Below are 12,835 nucleotides of genomic sequence, written 5' to 3'. Positions count from 1 at the left end.
TGAATTAACGGCCGTAGCCTTTCAGGTTTGCTTTCTTCAATGCAGACTCATATTGACTCGACATCATCAGAGTTTGCACTTGAGCCATAAAGTCCATGATGACGACAACTACAATCAGCAGTGAAGTACCGCCGAAGTAGAAGGGGACATTCATCGCCTCACGCATGAACTCCGGGATCAGACAGATAAAAGTAATATACAAAGCGCCAACTAATGTTAAACGCGTCATTACTTTATCGATATACCTGGCCGTTTGCTCTCCCGGACGAATTCCCGGTACGAATGCACCAGACTTCTTCAGGTTATCTGCTGTTTCACGTGGGTTGAAAACCAACGCCGTGTAGAAGAAACAGAAGAAGATGATTGCAGTCGCATAGAGTAGCACATAAAGCGGCTGACCTGGCTGTAAATACATAGAAATAGTAGTCAGCCAGTTCCAGCCGGTACCGCCCCCGAACCAGGACGCAATTGTCGCCGGAAACAGGATGATGCTGGAAGCAAAGATTGCCGGGATAACACCCGCCATATTTACTTTCAACGGTAAATGTGTGCTCTGTGCAGCGTAAACGCGGCGACCTTGTTGACGTTTAGCGTAGTTCACCACAATGCGGCGTTGACCACGTTCAACGAAGATAACAAAGAAAGTCACTGCAAATACGAGAACTGCAACCAACAGCAACAGGAGGAAGTTCAGGTCACCCTGCCGTGCCTGCTCAATGGTATGGCCAATGGCCTGCGGTAAGCCCGCAACAATACCAGCAAAAATAATGATCGAGATACCGTTACCAATACCTCGTTCAGTAATTTGCTCACCTAACCACATCAGGAACATTGTCCCGGTGACCAGGCTGACAACAGCCGTAAAGTAGAATGCCAGACCCGGATTTAACACCAGGCCTTGCATACCAGGCATATTCGGCAGACCGGTAGCAATACCGACTGCCTGGAATATGGCCAGGACTAACGTTGCATAGCGGGTATACTGGCTAATCTTACGACGTCCAGCCTCCCCTTCTTTCTTAATTTCTGCTAACGCCGGATGAACCACCGTTAACAGCTGGATAATAATAGAGGCCGAAATATACGGCATAATACCCAGGGCAAAGATAGAAGCACGGCTAAGTGCACCACCAGAGAACATGTTGAACATTTCAATGATGGTGCCACGCTGTTGCTCAAGCAGTTTGGCAAGGACTGTGGCATCAATACCAGGGATTGGAATAAAAGAGCCAATTCGGAAGACAATCAGTGCACCTATAACAAACATCAGTCTGCGTTTCAGTTCACCTATCCCACCCTTGGCACTTTGAAAATCTAATCCTGGTTGTTTAGCCATCAGCTCACTTAGTCCTCAATTTTACCGCCAGCAGCTTCGATTGCAGCACGAGCACCTTTAGTGACACGCAGACCACGAACCGTTACCGGAGCAGAAACTTCGCCAGACAGAATAACTTTCGCGAATTCAATCTGAATTCCGATAATGTTAGCTGCTTTCAGCGTGTTCAGATCGACAATACCGCCTTCTACTTTCGCAAGGTCAGACAGACGAACTTCGGCTGTGACCATTGATTTGCGAGAAGTGAAACCAAATTTTGGCAGACGACGGTATAAAGGCATCTGGCCACCCTCGAAACCGCGACGTACGCCACCGCCAGAACGTGAGTTCTGACCTTTGTGACCACGACCACCGGTTTTACCGAGACCGGAACCAATACCACGACCCAGACGTTTGGAAGCGTGCTTAGACCCTTCGGCCGGAGACAGAGTATTTAAACGCATCTCTTACTCCTCCACTTTAACCATGTAGGAAACCGCGTTAACCATACCGCGAACCGCAGGAGTATCCTCACGTTCTACAGTATGACCAATGCGACGCAGACCCAGGCCAAGCAGTGTTGCCTTATGTTTAGGCAGACGACCGATTGCACTACGGGTTTGAGTAATTTTAATAGTCTTTGCCATGATAATTACCCCAGAATTTCTTCGACGGTTTTACCACGCTTAGCAGCGACCATCTCAGGAGAATTCATATTGCTCAGGCCATCAATAGTTGCACGAACCACGTTGATCGGGTTAGTAGAACCATAGGTTTTAGCCAGTACGTTATGAATTCCGGCGACTTCCAGAACGGCGCGCATTGCACCACCGGCGATGATACCAGTACCTTCTGAAGCCGGCTGCATGAATACGCGGGAACCTGTGTGAACACCTTTAACAGGGTGCTGCAGGGTACCGTTATTCAGCGCGACATTAACCATGTTGCGACGGGCTTTTTCCATCGCTTTCTGGATAGCTGCTGGAACTTCACGCGCTTTACCGTAACCAAAACCAACGCGACCGTTACCATCACCCACTACAGTCAGAGCTGTGAAGGAGAAGATACGACCACCTTTAACGGTTTTAGATACACGGTTTACCGCGATCAGTTTTTCCTGCAGTTCGCCAGCTTGTTTCTCGATGTGTGACATCCTAGACCTCTACCTTAGAACTGAAGGCCAGCTTCACGGGCAGCATCTGCCAGTGCCTGGACACGACCATGATATTGGAAACCAGAGCGATCGAAAGAAACAGCAGTGATGCCTTTCTCTACAGCGCGTTCTGCGATTGCTTTACCAACAGCAATAGCAGCGTCTTTATTTCCAGTGTACTTCAGTTGTTCAGAGATAGCTTTTTCTACAGTAGAAGCAGCAACCAGAACTTCGGAACCGTTCGGAGCGATTACCTGTGCGTAAATATGACGCGGGGTACGATGTACCACCAGGCGAGTAGCACCCAGCTCTTTGAGCTTGCGACGTGCACGGGTCGCACGACGGATACGAGCAGATTTCTTATCCATAGTGTTACCTTACTTCTTCTTAGCCTCTTTGGTACGCACGACTTCGTCGGCGTAACGGACACCCTTGCCTTTATAAGGCTCAGGACGACGGTAGGCGCGCAAGTCAGCTGCAACCTGGCCGATCACCTGCTTATCAGCGCCTTTCAGCACGATTTCAGTTTGAGTCGGACACTCGGCAGTGATGCCTGCAGGCAGCTGATGTTCAACCGGGTGTGAAAAACCCAGTGACAGATTAACTGCATTGCCTTTAACAGCAGCACGATAACCAACACCAACCAGCTGCAGCTTCTTGGTGAAGCCTTCGGTAACACCGATAACCATTGAGTTCAGCAGCGCACGAGTCGTACCTGCCTGAGCCCAACCATCTGCAAAACCTTCGCGTGGAGCGAAAGTCAGCTGATTGTCAGCCTGCTTAACTTCAACAGCTTTATTGATAGTACGAGCCAGCTCGCCGTTTTTACCTTTTACCGAAATTTCCTGACCGTTGAGTTTTACCTCTACGCCGGCAGGAATAACGACAGGTGCTTTAGCAACACGAGACATTGAATCCTCCGATTAAGCTACGTAGCAGATAATTTCGCCGCCAAGACCAGCCTGGCGCGCTGCACGATCAGTCATAACACCTTTAGAAGTAGAAACAACTGCGATACCCATCCCTGCCATGATTTTTGGCAGTTCGTCTTTGCGCTTATAAATACGCAGACCTGGACGGCTTACACGCTGAATGCTTTCTACAACAGCCTTGCCCTGGAAATACTTAAGAGTTAATTCCAGTTCTGGCTTGATGTCGCCTTCGATTTTAAAATCTTCAATATAACCTTCTTCCTTCAGCACGTTGGCAATTGCCACTTTCAGCTTGGAGGAAGGCATGGTGACCGCAACTTTGTTCGCGGTCTGACCGTTACGGATACGGGTCAGCATATCCGCGATCGGATCTTGCATGCTCATCAGTCTTTACTCCCGTGATTCAATTGGTGACAATTACCAGCTAGCCTTTTTCAAGCCAGGTACTTCACCGCGCATGGCGGCTTCACGTAACTTGATGCGGCTCAACCCGAACTTACCTACATAGCCATGTGGACGGCCAGTTTGGCGGCAGCGGTTACGCTGACGGGACGGGCTGGAATCACGCGGCAGAGCCTGAAGCTTAAGAACAGCATTCCAACGATCTTCGTCAGAAGCGTTCACATCAGAGATGATCGCTTTCAGTTCAGTGCGTTTCGCGAAGAACTTGTCTGCTAATTTTACACGCTTAACTTCGCGTGCTTTCATAGATTGCTTAGCCATGAATTAACCCTACCTTACTTGCGGAACGGGAAGTCAAAGGCTGCCAGCAGAGCACGGCCTTCATCATCAGATTTCGCAGTAGTGGTAATGGTAATATCCAAACCACGGACGCGATCGACTTTATCGTAATCGATTTCTGGGAAGATGATCTGCTCACGGACACCCATGCTGTAGTTACCACGACCGTCGAAAGACTTCGCAGATAAACCACGGAAGTCACGGATACGAGGTACAGCAATGATGATCAGGCGCTCAAGGAACTCCCACATACGCTCGCCGCGCAGAGTTACTTTACAGCCGATCGGATAGCCCTGACGGATTTTGAAGCCTGCAACAGATTTGCGTGCTTTGGTGATCAACGGCTTTTGACCGGAGATTGCTGTCAGATCCGCTGCTGCATTGTCCAGCAGTTTCTTGTCAGCGATCGCTTCACCAACACCCATGTTCAGGGTGATCTTCTCGACCCGAGGGACTTGCATGACTGAATTGTAGTTAAACTCAGTCATGAGTTTCTTAACTACTTCGTCTTTGTAGTAATCATGCAGTTTCGCCATCGTACTACTCCAAATTACTTGATAGTTTCGCTGTTAGACTTGAAGAAACGGACTTTTTTGCCGTCTTCGAATCTAAAGCCTACACGGTCAGCCTTACCGGTTGCCGCATTGAAAAGTGCAACGTTAGAAACCTGAATAGCAGCTTCTTTTTCAACGATGCCACCTGGTTGGTTCAGGGCCGGGACCGGCTTCTGATGTTTCTTAACCAGGTTGATACCTTCAATGATGACTTTGCCAGAAGACAAAACATTTTTTACTTTACCGCGTTTACCTTTATCTTTACCGGTAAGCACGATAACTTCGTCGTTGAGACGGATTTTCGCTGCCATGATTCGCTCCTTAGAGTACTTCAGGTGCCAGAGAGATAATTTTCATGAACTTTTCAGTACGAAGTTCACGAGTTACCGGCCCAAAAATACGCGTTCCGACGGGTTGCTCGCTGTTATTGTTTAAAATAACGCATGCATTACCATCGAAGCGAATGACAGAACCGTCAGGGCGACGAACACCCTTCCTGGTGCGCACCACTACCGCCTTCAGGACGTCACCTTTCTTAACTTTACCACGTGGAATTGCTTCCTTGATGGTAACTTTAATAATGTCGCCGACGCCTGCGTAGCGACGGTGCGAGCCACCCAGAACCTTGATACACATTACGCGACGTGCACCGGAGTTGTCGGCGACGTTCAGCATAGTCTGTTCTTGGATCATTTTAGTGCTCCGCTAATGTCAACTACTACTTCGGGACCTAACTTCAGGTCGATTAAAAGCCCCATTATCGAGGGCGCGGCATTATAACACCGGTTCTCGTAGATGGGTAGAAAAAATGAACGGCTCAGACGAGCCGTTCATCTATTTTTCACAGAAAAGTGATTCTATTACAGAATCGCTTTTTCCACAATGCGAACAAGTGTCCAGGACTTAGTCTTAGACAGTGGACGGCATTCGCGGATAATTACCACGTCACCAATACCACATTCGTTGTTCTCATCATGGATGTGCAGCTTAGTCGTACGCTTAATGAATTTACCGTAAATCGGGTGTTTCACGAAACGTTCGATAGCAACAACCGCAGATTTCTGCATTTTGTCACTAACAACACGACCTTGCAGAGTACGGATTTTATCGGTCATTACGCACCCGCCTTCTCAGTCAGTAAAGTCTTAACGCGTGCAACATCACGACGAACCTGCTTCAGCAGATGGGTCTGCTGCAGCTGGCCGGATGCTGCTTGCATGCGCAGGTTAAACTGCTCACGCAACAGGTTAAGCAGCTCAGTGTTTAGCTCTTCAACACTTTTTTCACGCAGCTCAATTGCTTTCATTACATCACCGTCTTAGTTACAAAGGTGGTTTTGATAGGCAGTTTTGCTGCTGCCAGCTTGAATGCCTCACGGGCCAGCTCTTCTGATACGCCGTCCATTTCATACAGGACTTTACCAGGCTGGATTAGGGCAACCCAATACTCTACGTTACCCTTACCTTTACCCATACGAACTTCAAGCGGCTTCTCGGTAATTGGTTTGTCCGGGAATACACGGATCCAGATTTTACCTTGACGCTTAACTGCACGGGTCATAGCACGACGTGCTGCTTCGATCTGACGGGCAGTCAGACGACCACGGCCAACAGCTTTCAGACCGAAAGTACCGAAGCTAATATCCGTACCAGCAGCCAGACCGCGGTTACGGCCTTTGTGCACTTTACGGAATTTCGTACGCTTTGGTTGTAACATCAGCGACTCTCCTTACTTACGGCCTTTACGCTGCTGCTTTTTAGGTTGAGCAGCCGGTTTTTCCGATTGTTCAACAGCAGCCATACCACCCAGGATCTCACCTTTGAAGATCCATACCTTAACGCCGATTACACCATAAGTGGTGTGCGCTTCAGAGGTGTTGTAGTCGATGTCCGCACGCAGAGTATGCAATGGAACGCGACCTTCACGGTACCATTCAGTACGCGCGATTTCAGCACCGCCCAGACGGCCACTGACTTCAACTTTAATACCTTTAGCGCCCAGACGCATTGCGTTCTGTACAGCACGCTTCATAGCACGACGGAACATAACACGACGTTCCAGCTGTGAAGTGATGCTGTCAGCAACCAATTTAGCGTCCAGTTCCGGTTTACGGACTTCGGCGATATTGATCTGCGCAGGGACGCCAGCGATTTTCGCGACGACATTACGCAGTTTTTCTACGTCTTCACCTTTCTTACCGATAACGATACCAGGGCGAGCAGTGTGAATAGTCACACGGATGCTTTTCGCTGGACGTTCGATAACGATGCGAGATACAGACGCTTTTGCCAGTTCTTTATTCAGATACTGACGAACTTTAAAATCGCTGTCCAGGTTGTCAGCGAATTCGTTGGTATTTGCGAACCATGTAGAGTTCCAGGGTTTTACAATACCCAGGCGAATACCATTAGGATGTACTTTCTGACCCATTGCTAGTCTCCAGAGTCTCAGCGATCGGACACAACCACAGTAATGTGGCTGGTGCGCTTCAGGATGCGATCTGCACGACCTTTAGCACGCGGCATAATGCGCTTCATGCTAGGGCCTTCGTCGACGAAAATTTTCGTGACTTTCAGATCGTCGATGTCAGCGCCATCGTTGTGTTCGGCGTTAGCAATGGCAGATTCCAGGACTTTCTTAACCAGTAAGGCTGCTTTCTTATTGGTGTAGGTCAGGATATCCAGAGCCTGCGACACTTTCTTACCGCGTACAAGATCCGCAACCAGGCGAACCTTCTGAGCAGAAGAACGAGCATGGCGATGTTTAGCGATAGTTTCCATCTCTTCCTCCTACCTTATTTCTTCTTGGCTTTTTTATCAGCCGCGTGACCGCGATAAGTACGAGTCGGCGCAAATTCACCCAGCTTGTGTCCAACCATTTCGTCGGAAACAAAGACAGGTACGTGCTGACGACCATTATGGACAGCGATGGTCAAACCGATCATGTTAGGAAAGATCGTTGAACGACGGGACCAGGTGCGCAGGGGCTTCTTGTCACCGCTTTCCACCGCTTTCTCTACCTTCTTCAGCAAGTGCAGGTCAATAAAAGGACCTTTCTTGAGAGAACGTGGCATGGTTTATCCTCTAAAATTATTTGCTACGGCGACGTACGATAAATTTATCAGTACGCTTGTTGCTGCGGGTCTTCTTACCTTTGGTCTGAACGCCCCACGGAGTAACCGGGTGCTTACCAAAGTTACGACCTTCACCACCACCGTGCGGGTGATCGACTGGGTTCATCGCAGTACCGCGAACGGTAGGACGAACACCACGCCAGCGAGTTGCACCTGCTTTACCCAGAACGCGCAGCATATGCTCAGCGTTACCGACTTCGCCCAGTGTTGCGCGGCAGTCAGCTTCGACTTTACGCATTTCACCTGAACGCAGACGCAGGGTTACGTAGGAACCATCACGCGCAACGATCTGCACGTAAGTACCAGCAGAGCGAGCAATCTGACCGCCTTTACCTGGTTTCATTTCTACGTTGTGTACAGTTGAACCGACCGGGATATTGCGCATCGGCAGGGTGTTACCTGCTTTAATCGCAGCATCACTACCAGATTGGATCTGGTCGCCAGCTTTCAGACCTTTAGGGGCCAGGATATAACGGCGTTCACCGTCTTTGTACAGAACCAGTGCGATGTTCGCAGAGCGGTTCGGATCGTACTCAAGACGTTCAACGACAGCCGGGATACCATCTTTATTGCGTTTGAAGTCAATAATACGGTAAGCCTGCTTGTGACCACCACCGATATGACGGGTAGTGATACGACCGTTATTATTACGGCCACCGCTTTTGCTGTTTTTTTCCAGCAGCGGAGCAAAAGGTTTGCCCTTGTGCAGCTCAGGGTTCACCACTTTAACTACATGGCGACGACCCGGAGATGTCGGTTTACATTTAACAATTGCCATTGTTTCTCTCCTCCGACTTACTCTGCGCCGCCGACGAAGTCCAGATTCTGGCCTTCTTTCAGGGTGACGTAAGCTTTTTTCCAGTCGCTACGACGACCAATACGCTGTCCGTGACGCTTAACTTTCCCTTTAACAACCAGGGTGTTTACGTCTTTAACTTCAACTTCGAACAGCTTTTCTACGGCAGCAACGATCTCTGCTTTGGTTGCGTCTTTTGCAACTTTGAGAACGATGGTATTTGTTTTTTCCATCGCAGTAGACGCTTTTTCAGATACGTGCGGCGCGCGCACGACTTTCAGCAGACGTTCTTCACGGATCATGCCAGCATCTCCTCAACTTGCTTAACTGCATCAGCAGTCATAACGACTTTGTCGAAGGCGATCAGGCTAACTGGGTCAATGCCTGCTGCATCACGTACGTCAACCTTGAACAGGTTACGTGCTGCCAGGAACAGATTCTCATCCAGTTCACCGGTGACGATCAGTACATCTTCCAGAGCCATGTCTTTCAGTTTCTGTGCCAGCAGCTTAGTTTTAGGCGCTTCTACAGAGAACTGTTCGACAACGATCAAACGTTCCTGACGTACCAGTTCAGACAGAATGCTTTTCAGCGCTCCGCGGTACATCTTTTTGTTAACTTTCTGACTGTGATCTTGAGTCTTAGCAGCAAAAGTCACACCACCTGAACGCCAGATTGGGCTCTTAACAGAACCTGCACGTGCGCGGCCGGTGCCTTTCTGGCGCCATGGTTTTTTACCAGAGCCAGTAACTTCAGCGCGGGTCTTCTGACCACGGGTACCCTGACGGGCGCCTGCTGCGTAAGCGACAACAACCTGGTGTACCAGCGCTTCGTTAAAATCACGACCGAAGGTAGTTTCGGAAACAGTCAGCGCGCTCTGCGCGTCTTTCAATACTAATTCCATTGCTATCCCCTTACGCCTTAACAGCTGGTTTTACAATCAGGTCGCTACCGGTAGCACCGGGAACTGCACCTTTAACCAGCAGCAGGTTGCGCTCAGCGTCTACGCGAACGACTTCCAGGCTCTGAACGGTCACACGTTCGTTACCCAGCTGACCTGCCATTTTCTTGCCTTTGAACACTTTGCCCGGAGTCTGGTTCTGACCGATAGAACCCGGTACGCGGTGTGACAAGGAGTTACCGTGAGTTGCGTCCTGGGTACGGAAGTTCCAGCGCTTAACGGTACCTGCGAAACCTTTACCTTTAGAGGTGCCAGTTACGTCTACTTTTTTCACGTCAGCGAAGATATCAACACTGATGCTCTGACCAACGGTAAATTCTTCACCTTCGGTGCGGAATTCCCACAGGCCACGGCCAGCTTCAACGCCAGCTTTAGCAAAATGACCAGCTTCTGGTTTAGTTACACGGCTTGCTTTTTTAGCGCCGGTAGTCACCTGAATAGCCTGGTAACCATCGTTCTCCAGACCTTTGACCTGGGTAACACGGTTTGCTTCAACTTCGATTACGGTTACAGGGATAGATACGCCTTCTTCATTGAAGATGCGAGTCATGCCCACTTTCTTACCGACTAATCCAATCATTGTATCAACCTCTTAATCGCTCGTAACCTGATTAACCCAGGCTGATCTGCACATCAACACCGGCAGCCAGATCCAGACGCATCAGAGCATCAACGGTCTTTTCAGTTGGCTCGACGATGTCAACCAGACGTTTGTGAGTGCGAATTTCGTACTGATCGCGCGCATCTTTGTTAACATGCGGAGAAATCAGAACGGTAAAGCGCTCTTTACGAGTCGGCAGCGGGATTGGACCACGAACCTGCGCACCAGTGCGCTTGGCAGTCTCAACGATTTCCGCGGTTGATTGATCGATCAGACGATGATCAAACGCTTTAAGACGGATACGGATTCTTTGGTTCTGCATGAGACCAGAGCTCCAAACATTTTATAAACAAAAATAATTACTCCTCACACCCATTACGATTGATGGGGGAGTGTAATCGTTCAGCATATAACTCCCCAATCGGGAGTATTGTCAGGCGACGCAAATCGCGTGCCTGCGATTCTGCTCGAATCGCGCTGCTAATTTCAGCAAGCCCGCGCATTATACGTATATTTCAGCGCTTGGCAAGGGGTGCTTCGTTTTTAACCGATACTATTGCATCATCTCTCCGGCCCCGGAAGATAGTTTTGTACTGCGATGATACATCCCGGAACCCGGCACTCGCACTGTCATTTCCCCGCTTTGCCTCTGCAACCCCCTGCGGCACTCTTACGGGAGTCTCGTCTGCAAAGAGGTGTATGTTGCTACTCTTCATCTTTATTCTTGGCAGTATCCATGGAAGTTTCATCGCACTCCTGGCTGACCGTTATTTACCAGGTAAGTCCCTCCCCTGCTCTCTGCGGGCGCTGGTAATACCACCCTCTTCCTGTACGCAATGTCACCATCCGCTTGCCTGGTTCGAACTTATTCCCGTCATCAGCTTCATCGGATTACTGGGAGCCTGTCGCTATTGCCGGCAGGCTCTGCCCGTTCACCTGCTGTATATGGAAATCCTGACGGGGCTTTTTTGGCTATCGGTCAGTACGATCTTTCCTTCCCCTTTCCAATGGGCGGCGGCCTTACTCAATTATTCCTTGCTCTGTCTGCTGGCCAGTACCGACCGCCGGTATATGCTGCTACCGGACGGGATGGTATTTATTCTCCTGTGGTCCGGATTACTGCTTTCTCCGGTCTTTACTTATCCTGACCTGTACTCACGGCTATTGGGGGTCTGTTGCGGGTATCTTTTTTTGTATGTGATTAACCTGGGGTATCGTCACTACCGGTACAGGGAGGGGATCGGTGAAGGGGATATGAAATTGCTGGCGGCTATCGGGGCATGGAATGGCTGGCAGTCTCTGGCTCCGGTTATCATCATCGCCTCCGCTTATGCGTTGTGCGAACTGATTTACCGGCGAACATTAATGACCAGTTTCCGGGATTCGCTCCCGCTACCATTCGGATATTTTTTATCGATAGCGGGTGCATGCTGGTTTCTGGTGCAGAATCTGCCTATCCGGCTGCCTGCTCTTTAATCTGAGTCTGAATATAATTCTGTATACCCACGCGGGTAATCAATTCGAGCTCTGTTTCCAGCCAGTCGATATGGTGCTCTTCATCGGCAAGGATTTCTATCAGCAGATCCCGCGTCACATAATCATGGACTTTATCGGCATGGGCGATGGCTTCACGTAAATCAGTCGCACCTTCAAGTTCCAGGCTGAGATCTGACCGCAGCATTTCTTCCACATCCTCGCCGATGCGTAATTTTCCGAGATCCTGCAGGTTAGGGAGACCTTCCAGAAATAAAATACGCTCGATGTATTTATCAGCATGTTTCATTTCATCTATCGACTCATGATACTCAATATCATTGAGCCGGCTAAGGCCCCAGTTTCGGAACATACGGGCATGCAGAAAATACTGATTGATAGCCACCAGTTCATTACCGAGAAGTTTATTCAGATGAGTTATAACTTTCTTATCGCCTTTCATAGTACTTCCTCCGCTTCCAGTTACTTTCAGAGTAGTTGGGAGCTCCCGGAAGTCAAAAGACAGAAAGGCTATAAAGCAGGCGGTTTTCTTATAGATAAAAGAAGTCAGGCGGAACGGAGATAGATGACCATTGAGTCCTGTTCATGCTCCAGTATTTGTCGTGCAGACCGCAGACATTTACCACACTGTGTTCCGACCGGGACAAAACGTTGTAATTCTTTCAGTGACGATGGCTGATGCTGACGGATAACCGCGCGGATAGATTTGTCGCTGATGCCATGACATAAACAAACATACATATTACAACCCTGACCTTACTGTATATTTTTCATGCACCATCATAGGTGAGAATGGTTTGCATTACAATAAGGATTTTCATTTATGGCTTTGGTTCTCTGTCTGCAGCCATAAAAAAAGGGCGCTTACGCGCCCTTCTCATCAGGATGTTTCTAAACTATCGGCAATTAAGCGATAACTTTAGCAACAACACCTGCACCTACAGTACGACCACCTTCACGGATTGCGAAACGCAGACCGTCATCCATCGCGATTGGGTGGATCAGGGTAACAACCATTTTGATGTTGTCACCTGGCATTACCATCTCTACGCCTTCCGGCAGTTCGATGGTTCCGGTCACGTCTGTGGTACGGAAGTAGAACTGTGGACGGTAGCCTTTGAAGAACGGAGTATGACGGCCGCCTTCGTCTTTAGA

At 49.2% G+C, this 12,835-nt stretch carries 26 protein-coding genes; 1 reads left to right on the top strand and 25 read right to left on the bottom strand.

Annotation, left to right across the window (positions count from 1 at the left end; genetic code table 11):
* Window positions 1–4: 4 nt before the first annotated feature.
* The 22 genes from secY to rpsJ all read right to left on the bottom strand — a co-directional run bounded on the left by secY (window position 5) and on the right by rpsJ (window position 10,508).
* Window positions 5–1,336, bottom strand: coding sequence for a preprotein translocase subunit SecY (secY, locus tag ABD035_RS02420; protein WP_212713478.1), 1,332 nt, complete (start codon window positions 1,334–1,336; stop codon window positions 5–7).
* 8 nt (window positions 1,337–1,344) lie between these two features.
* A complete protein-coding gene (gene rplO, locus ABD035_RS02415; RefSeq protein WP_212713479.1) occupies window positions 1,345–1,779 on the bottom strand; it encodes a 50S ribosomal protein L15 in 435 nt (144 codons plus the stop codon).
* A gap of 3 nt (window positions 1,780–1,782) precedes the next feature.
* Window positions 1,783–1,962: a 50S ribosomal protein L30 gene (gene rpmD, locus ABD035_RS02410; RefSeq protein WP_004846568.1), complete on the bottom strand. Its 180-nt coding sequence runs from the start codon at window positions 1,960–1,962 to the stop codon at window positions 1,783–1,785.
* A gap of 5 nt (window positions 1,963–1,967) precedes the next feature.
* A complete protein-coding gene (gene rpsE / locus ABD035_RS02405) occupies window positions 1,968–2,468 on the bottom strand; it encodes a 30S ribosomal protein S5 (protein WP_025902035.1) in 501 nt (166 codons plus the stop codon).
* Window positions 2,469–2,482: 14 nt separating this feature from the next.
* Window positions 2,483–2,836, bottom strand: a complete 354-nt coding sequence (rplR, locus tag ABD035_RS02400; protein ID WP_025902036.1) for a 50S ribosomal protein L18 — start codon at window positions 2,834–2,836, stop codon at window positions 2,483–2,485.
* Between the two features lie 9 nt (window positions 2,837–2,845).
* Window positions 2,846–3,379, bottom strand: coding sequence for a 50S ribosomal protein L6 (gene rplF, locus ABD035_RS02395; protein ID WP_025902037.1), 534 nt, complete (start codon window positions 3,377–3,379; stop codon window positions 2,846–2,848).
* A gap of 12 nt (window positions 3,380–3,391) precedes the next feature.
* Window positions 3,392–3,784: a 30S ribosomal protein S8 gene (rpsH, locus tag ABD035_RS02390; protein WP_212713480.1), complete on the bottom strand. Its 393-nt coding sequence runs from the start codon at window positions 3,782–3,784 to the stop codon at window positions 3,392–3,394.
* A gap of 33 nt (window positions 3,785–3,817) precedes the next feature.
* A complete protein-coding gene (gene rpsN, locus ABD035_RS02385) occupies window positions 3,818–4,123 on the bottom strand; it encodes a 30S ribosomal protein S14 (RefSeq protein ID WP_025902039.1) in 306 nt (101 codons plus the stop codon).
* 14 nt (window positions 4,124–4,137) lie between these two features.
* The gene (gene rplE / locus ABD035_RS02380; RefSeq protein ID WP_025902040.1) at window positions 4,138–4,677 is read right to left on the bottom strand and encodes a 50S ribosomal protein L5; all 540 of its coding nucleotides are present in this window, start codon (window positions 4,675–4,677) and stop codon (window positions 4,138–4,140) included.
* Window positions 4,678–4,691: 14 nt separating this feature from the next.
* Entirely contained in the window at window positions 4,692–5,006 is a 315-nt protein-coding gene (rplX, locus tag ABD035_RS02375) for a 50S ribosomal protein L24 (RefSeq protein ID WP_025902041.1), read from the bottom strand.
* Window positions 5,007–5,016: 10 nt separating this feature from the next.
* Window positions 5,017–5,388 carry a 50S ribosomal protein L14 gene (gene rplN / locus ABD035_RS02370; RefSeq protein WP_025902042.1) on the bottom strand — a complete coding sequence of 124 codons (372 nt, stop codon included), beginning with the start codon at window positions 5,386–5,388 and terminating at the stop codon, window positions 5,017–5,019.
* Between the two features lie 167 nt (window positions 5,389–5,555).
* Entirely contained in the window at window positions 5,556–5,810 is a 255-nt protein-coding gene (rpsQ, locus tag ABD035_RS02365; protein WP_025902043.1) for a 30S ribosomal protein S17, read from the bottom strand.
* On the bottom strand, window positions 5,810–6,001 hold the full coding sequence (gene rpmC, locus ABD035_RS02360) for a 50S ribosomal protein L29 (protein ID WP_212713481.1): 192 nt from the start codon (window positions 5,999–6,001) through the stop codon (window positions 5,810–5,812). Before rpmC ends, rpsQ begins: the two co-directional genes overlap by 1 nt.
* Window positions 6,001–6,411 carry a 50S ribosomal protein L16 gene (gene rplP / locus ABD035_RS02355; RefSeq protein WP_025902045.1) on the bottom strand — a complete coding sequence of 137 codons (411 nt, stop codon included), beginning with the start codon at window positions 6,409–6,411 and terminating at the stop codon, window positions 6,001–6,003. Before rplP ends, rpmC begins: the two co-directional genes overlap by 1 nt.
* A gap of 12 nt (window positions 6,412–6,423) precedes the next feature.
* Window positions 6,424–7,125, bottom strand: coding sequence for a 30S ribosomal protein S3 (gene rpsC / locus ABD035_RS02350; RefSeq protein WP_025902046.1), 702 nt, complete (start codon window positions 7,123–7,125; stop codon window positions 6,424–6,426).
* A gap of 17 nt (window positions 7,126–7,142) precedes the next feature.
* Window positions 7,143–7,475 carry a 50S ribosomal protein L22 gene (gene rplV, locus ABD035_RS02345; RefSeq protein WP_025902047.1) on the bottom strand — a complete coding sequence of 111 codons (333 nt, stop codon included), beginning with the start codon at window positions 7,473–7,475 and terminating at the stop codon, window positions 7,143–7,145.
* 14 nt (window positions 7,476–7,489) lie between these two features.
* A complete protein-coding gene (rpsS, locus tag ABD035_RS02340) occupies window positions 7,490–7,768 on the bottom strand; it encodes a 30S ribosomal protein S19 (RefSeq protein ID WP_001138115.1) in 279 nt (92 codons plus the stop codon).
* Between the two features lie 16 nt (window positions 7,769–7,784).
* Entirely contained in the window at window positions 7,785–8,606 is an 822-nt protein-coding gene (gene rplB, locus ABD035_RS02335) for a 50S ribosomal protein L2 (RefSeq protein ID WP_025902048.1), read from the bottom strand.
* A 17-nt stretch (window positions 8,607–8,623) separates the two neighbouring features.
* On the bottom strand, window positions 8,624–8,926 hold the full coding sequence (gene rplW / locus ABD035_RS02330; RefSeq protein ID WP_007891652.1) for a 50S ribosomal protein L23: 303 nt from the start codon (window positions 8,924–8,926) through the stop codon (window positions 8,624–8,626).
* A complete protein-coding gene (gene rplD, locus ABD035_RS02325) occupies window positions 8,923–9,528 on the bottom strand; it encodes a 50S ribosomal protein L4 (RefSeq protein WP_212713482.1) in 606 nt (201 codons plus the stop codon). The genes rplW and rplD overlap by 4 nt, the downstream gene beginning before the upstream one ends.
* 10 nt (window positions 9,529–9,538) lie before the next feature.
* Entirely contained in the window at window positions 9,539–10,165 is a 627-nt protein-coding gene (rplC, locus tag ABD035_RS02320) for a 50S ribosomal protein L3 (RefSeq protein WP_025902051.1), read from the bottom strand.
* Between the two features lie 31 nt (window positions 10,166–10,196).
* Complete coding sequence (gene rpsJ / locus ABD035_RS02315) at window positions 10,197–10,508, bottom strand: 30S ribosomal protein S10 (protein ID WP_001181005.1); 312 nt, start codon at window positions 10,506–10,508, stop codon at window positions 10,197–10,199.
* 377 nt (window positions 10,509–10,885) lie between these two features.
* Between rpsJ and ABD035_RS02310 the strand changes: the two genes are divergently transcribed.
* Window positions 10,886–11,662 carry a prepilin peptidase gene (locus tag ABD035_RS02310; protein ID WP_343867364.1) on the top strand — a complete coding sequence of 259 codons (777 nt, stop codon included), beginning with the start codon at window positions 10,886–10,888 and terminating at the stop codon, window positions 11,660–11,662.
* Here ABD035_RS02310 and bfr read toward each other — a convergent pair.
* From bfr to ABD035_RS02295, 3 genes are all read right to left on the bottom strand, one after another.
* Window positions 11,640–12,122 (bottom strand): bacterioferritin, encoded by a 483-nt coding sequence (gene bfr / locus ABD035_RS02305; protein WP_343867362.1) that lies wholly within the window; start codon window positions 12,120–12,122, stop codon window positions 11,640–11,642. The genes ABD035_RS02310 and bfr overlap by 23 nt on opposite strands.
* Before the next feature lie 104 nt (window positions 12,123–12,226).
* On the bottom strand, window positions 12,227–12,421 hold the full coding sequence (gene bfd / locus ABD035_RS02300) for a bacterioferritin-associated ferredoxin (RefSeq protein WP_212713485.1): 195 nt from the start codon (window positions 12,419–12,421) through the stop codon (window positions 12,227–12,229).
* Between the two features lie 165 nt (window positions 12,422–12,586).
* A partial coding sequence (locus tag ABD035_RS02295) for an EF-Tu C-terminal domain-related protein (protein ID WP_486388817.1) occupies window positions 12,587–12,835 on the bottom strand: 249 nt, incomplete at its 5' end.

The sequence above is a fragment of the Tatumella terrea genome (genome assembly GCF_039523755.1).
Classification (GTDB): Bacteria; Pseudomonadota; Gammaproteobacteria; order Enterobacterales; family Enterobacteriaceae; genus Tatumella; species Tatumella terrea.
The sequence above is the reverse complement of the archived record's forward strand: the minus strand, read 5'-3'. Positions and strand labels throughout refer to the sequence as shown.

Coding starts and splice junctions, on each gene's coding strand:
- secY (WP_212713478.1), bottom strand. CDS start 1,336: ATGGCTAAACAACCAGGATTAGATTTTCAAAGTGCCAAGGGTGGGATA.
- rplO (WP_212713479.1), bottom strand. CDS start 1,779: ATGCGTTTAAATACTCTGTCTCCGGCCGAAGGGTCTAAGCACGCTTCC.
- rpmD (WP_004846568.1), bottom strand. CDS start 1,962: ATGGCAAAGACTATTAAAATTACTCAAACCCGTAGTGCAATCGGTCGT.
- rpsE (WP_025902035.1), bottom strand. CDS start 2,468: ATGTCACACATCGAGAAACAAGCTGGCGAACTGCAGGAAAAACTGATC.
- rplR (WP_025902036.1), bottom strand. CDS start 2,836: ATGGATAAGAAATCTGCTCGTATCCGTCGTGCGACCCGTGCACGTCGC.
- rplF (WP_025902037.1), bottom strand. CDS start 3,379: ATGTCTCGTGTTGCTAAAGCACCTGTCGTTATTCCTGCCGGCGTAGAG.
- rpsH (WP_212713480.1), bottom strand. CDS start 3,784: ATGAGCATGCAAGATCCGATCGCGGATATGCTGACCCGTATCCGTAAC.
- rpsN (WP_025902039.1), bottom strand. CDS start 4,123: ATGGCTAAGCAATCTATGAAAGCACGCGAAGTTAAGCGTGTAAAATTA.
- rplE (WP_025902040.1), bottom strand. CDS start 4,677: ATGGCGAAACTGCATGATTACTACAAAGACGAAGTAGTTAAGAAACTC.
- rplX (WP_025902041.1), bottom strand. CDS start 5,006: ATGGCAGCGAAAATCCGTCTCAACGACGAAGTTATCGTGCTTACCGGT.
- rplN (WP_025902042.1), bottom strand. CDS start 5,388: ATGATCCAAGAACAGACTATGCTGAACGTCGCCGACAACTCCGGTGCA.
- rpsQ (WP_025902043.1), bottom strand. CDS start 5,810: ATGACCGATAAAATCCGTACTCTGCAAGGTCGTGTTGTTAGTGACAAA.
- rpmC (WP_212713481.1), bottom strand. CDS start 6,001: ATGAAAGCAATTGAGCTGCGTGAAAAAAGTGTTGAAGAGCTAAACACT.
- rplP (WP_025902045.1), bottom strand. CDS start 6,411: ATGTTACAACCAAAGCGTACGAAATTCCGTAAAGTGCACAAAGGCCGT.
- rpsC (WP_025902046.1), bottom strand. CDS start 7,125: ATGGGTCAGAAAGTACATCCTAATGGTATTCGCCTGGGTATTGTAAAA.
- rplV (WP_025902047.1), bottom strand. CDS start 7,475: ATGGAAACTATCGCTAAACATCGCCATGCTCGTTCTTCTGCTCAGAAG.
- rpsS (WP_001138115.1), bottom strand. CDS start 7,768: ATGCCACGTTCTCTCAAGAAAGGTCCTTTTATTGACCTGCACTTGCTG.
- rplB (WP_025902048.1), bottom strand. CDS start 8,606: ATGGCAATTGTTAAATGTAAACCGACATCTCCGGGTCGTCGCCATGTA.
- rplW (WP_007891652.1), bottom strand. CDS start 8,926: ATGATCCGTGAAGAACGTCTGCTGAAAGTCGTGCGCGCGCCGCACGTA.
- rplD (WP_212713482.1), bottom strand. CDS start 9,528: ATGGAATTAGTATTGAAAGACGCGCAGAGCGCGCTGACTGTTTCCGAA.
- rplC (WP_025902051.1), bottom strand. CDS start 10,165: ATGATTGGATTAGTCGGTAAGAAAGTGGGCATGACTCGCATCTTCAAT.
- rpsJ (WP_001181005.1), bottom strand. CDS start 10,508: ATGCAGAACCAAAGAATCCGTATCCGTCTTAAAGCGTTTGATCATCGT.
- ABD035_RS02310 (WP_343867364.1), top strand. CDS start 10,886: ATGTTGCTACTCTTCATCTTTATTCTTGGCAGTATCCATGGAAGTTTC.
- bfr (WP_343867362.1), bottom strand. CDS start 12,122: ATGAAAGGCGATAAGAAAGTTATAACTCATCTGAATAAACTTCTCGGT.
- bfd (WP_212713485.1), bottom strand. CDS start 12,421: ATGTATGTTTGTTTATGTCATGGCATCAGCGACAAATCTATCCGCGCG.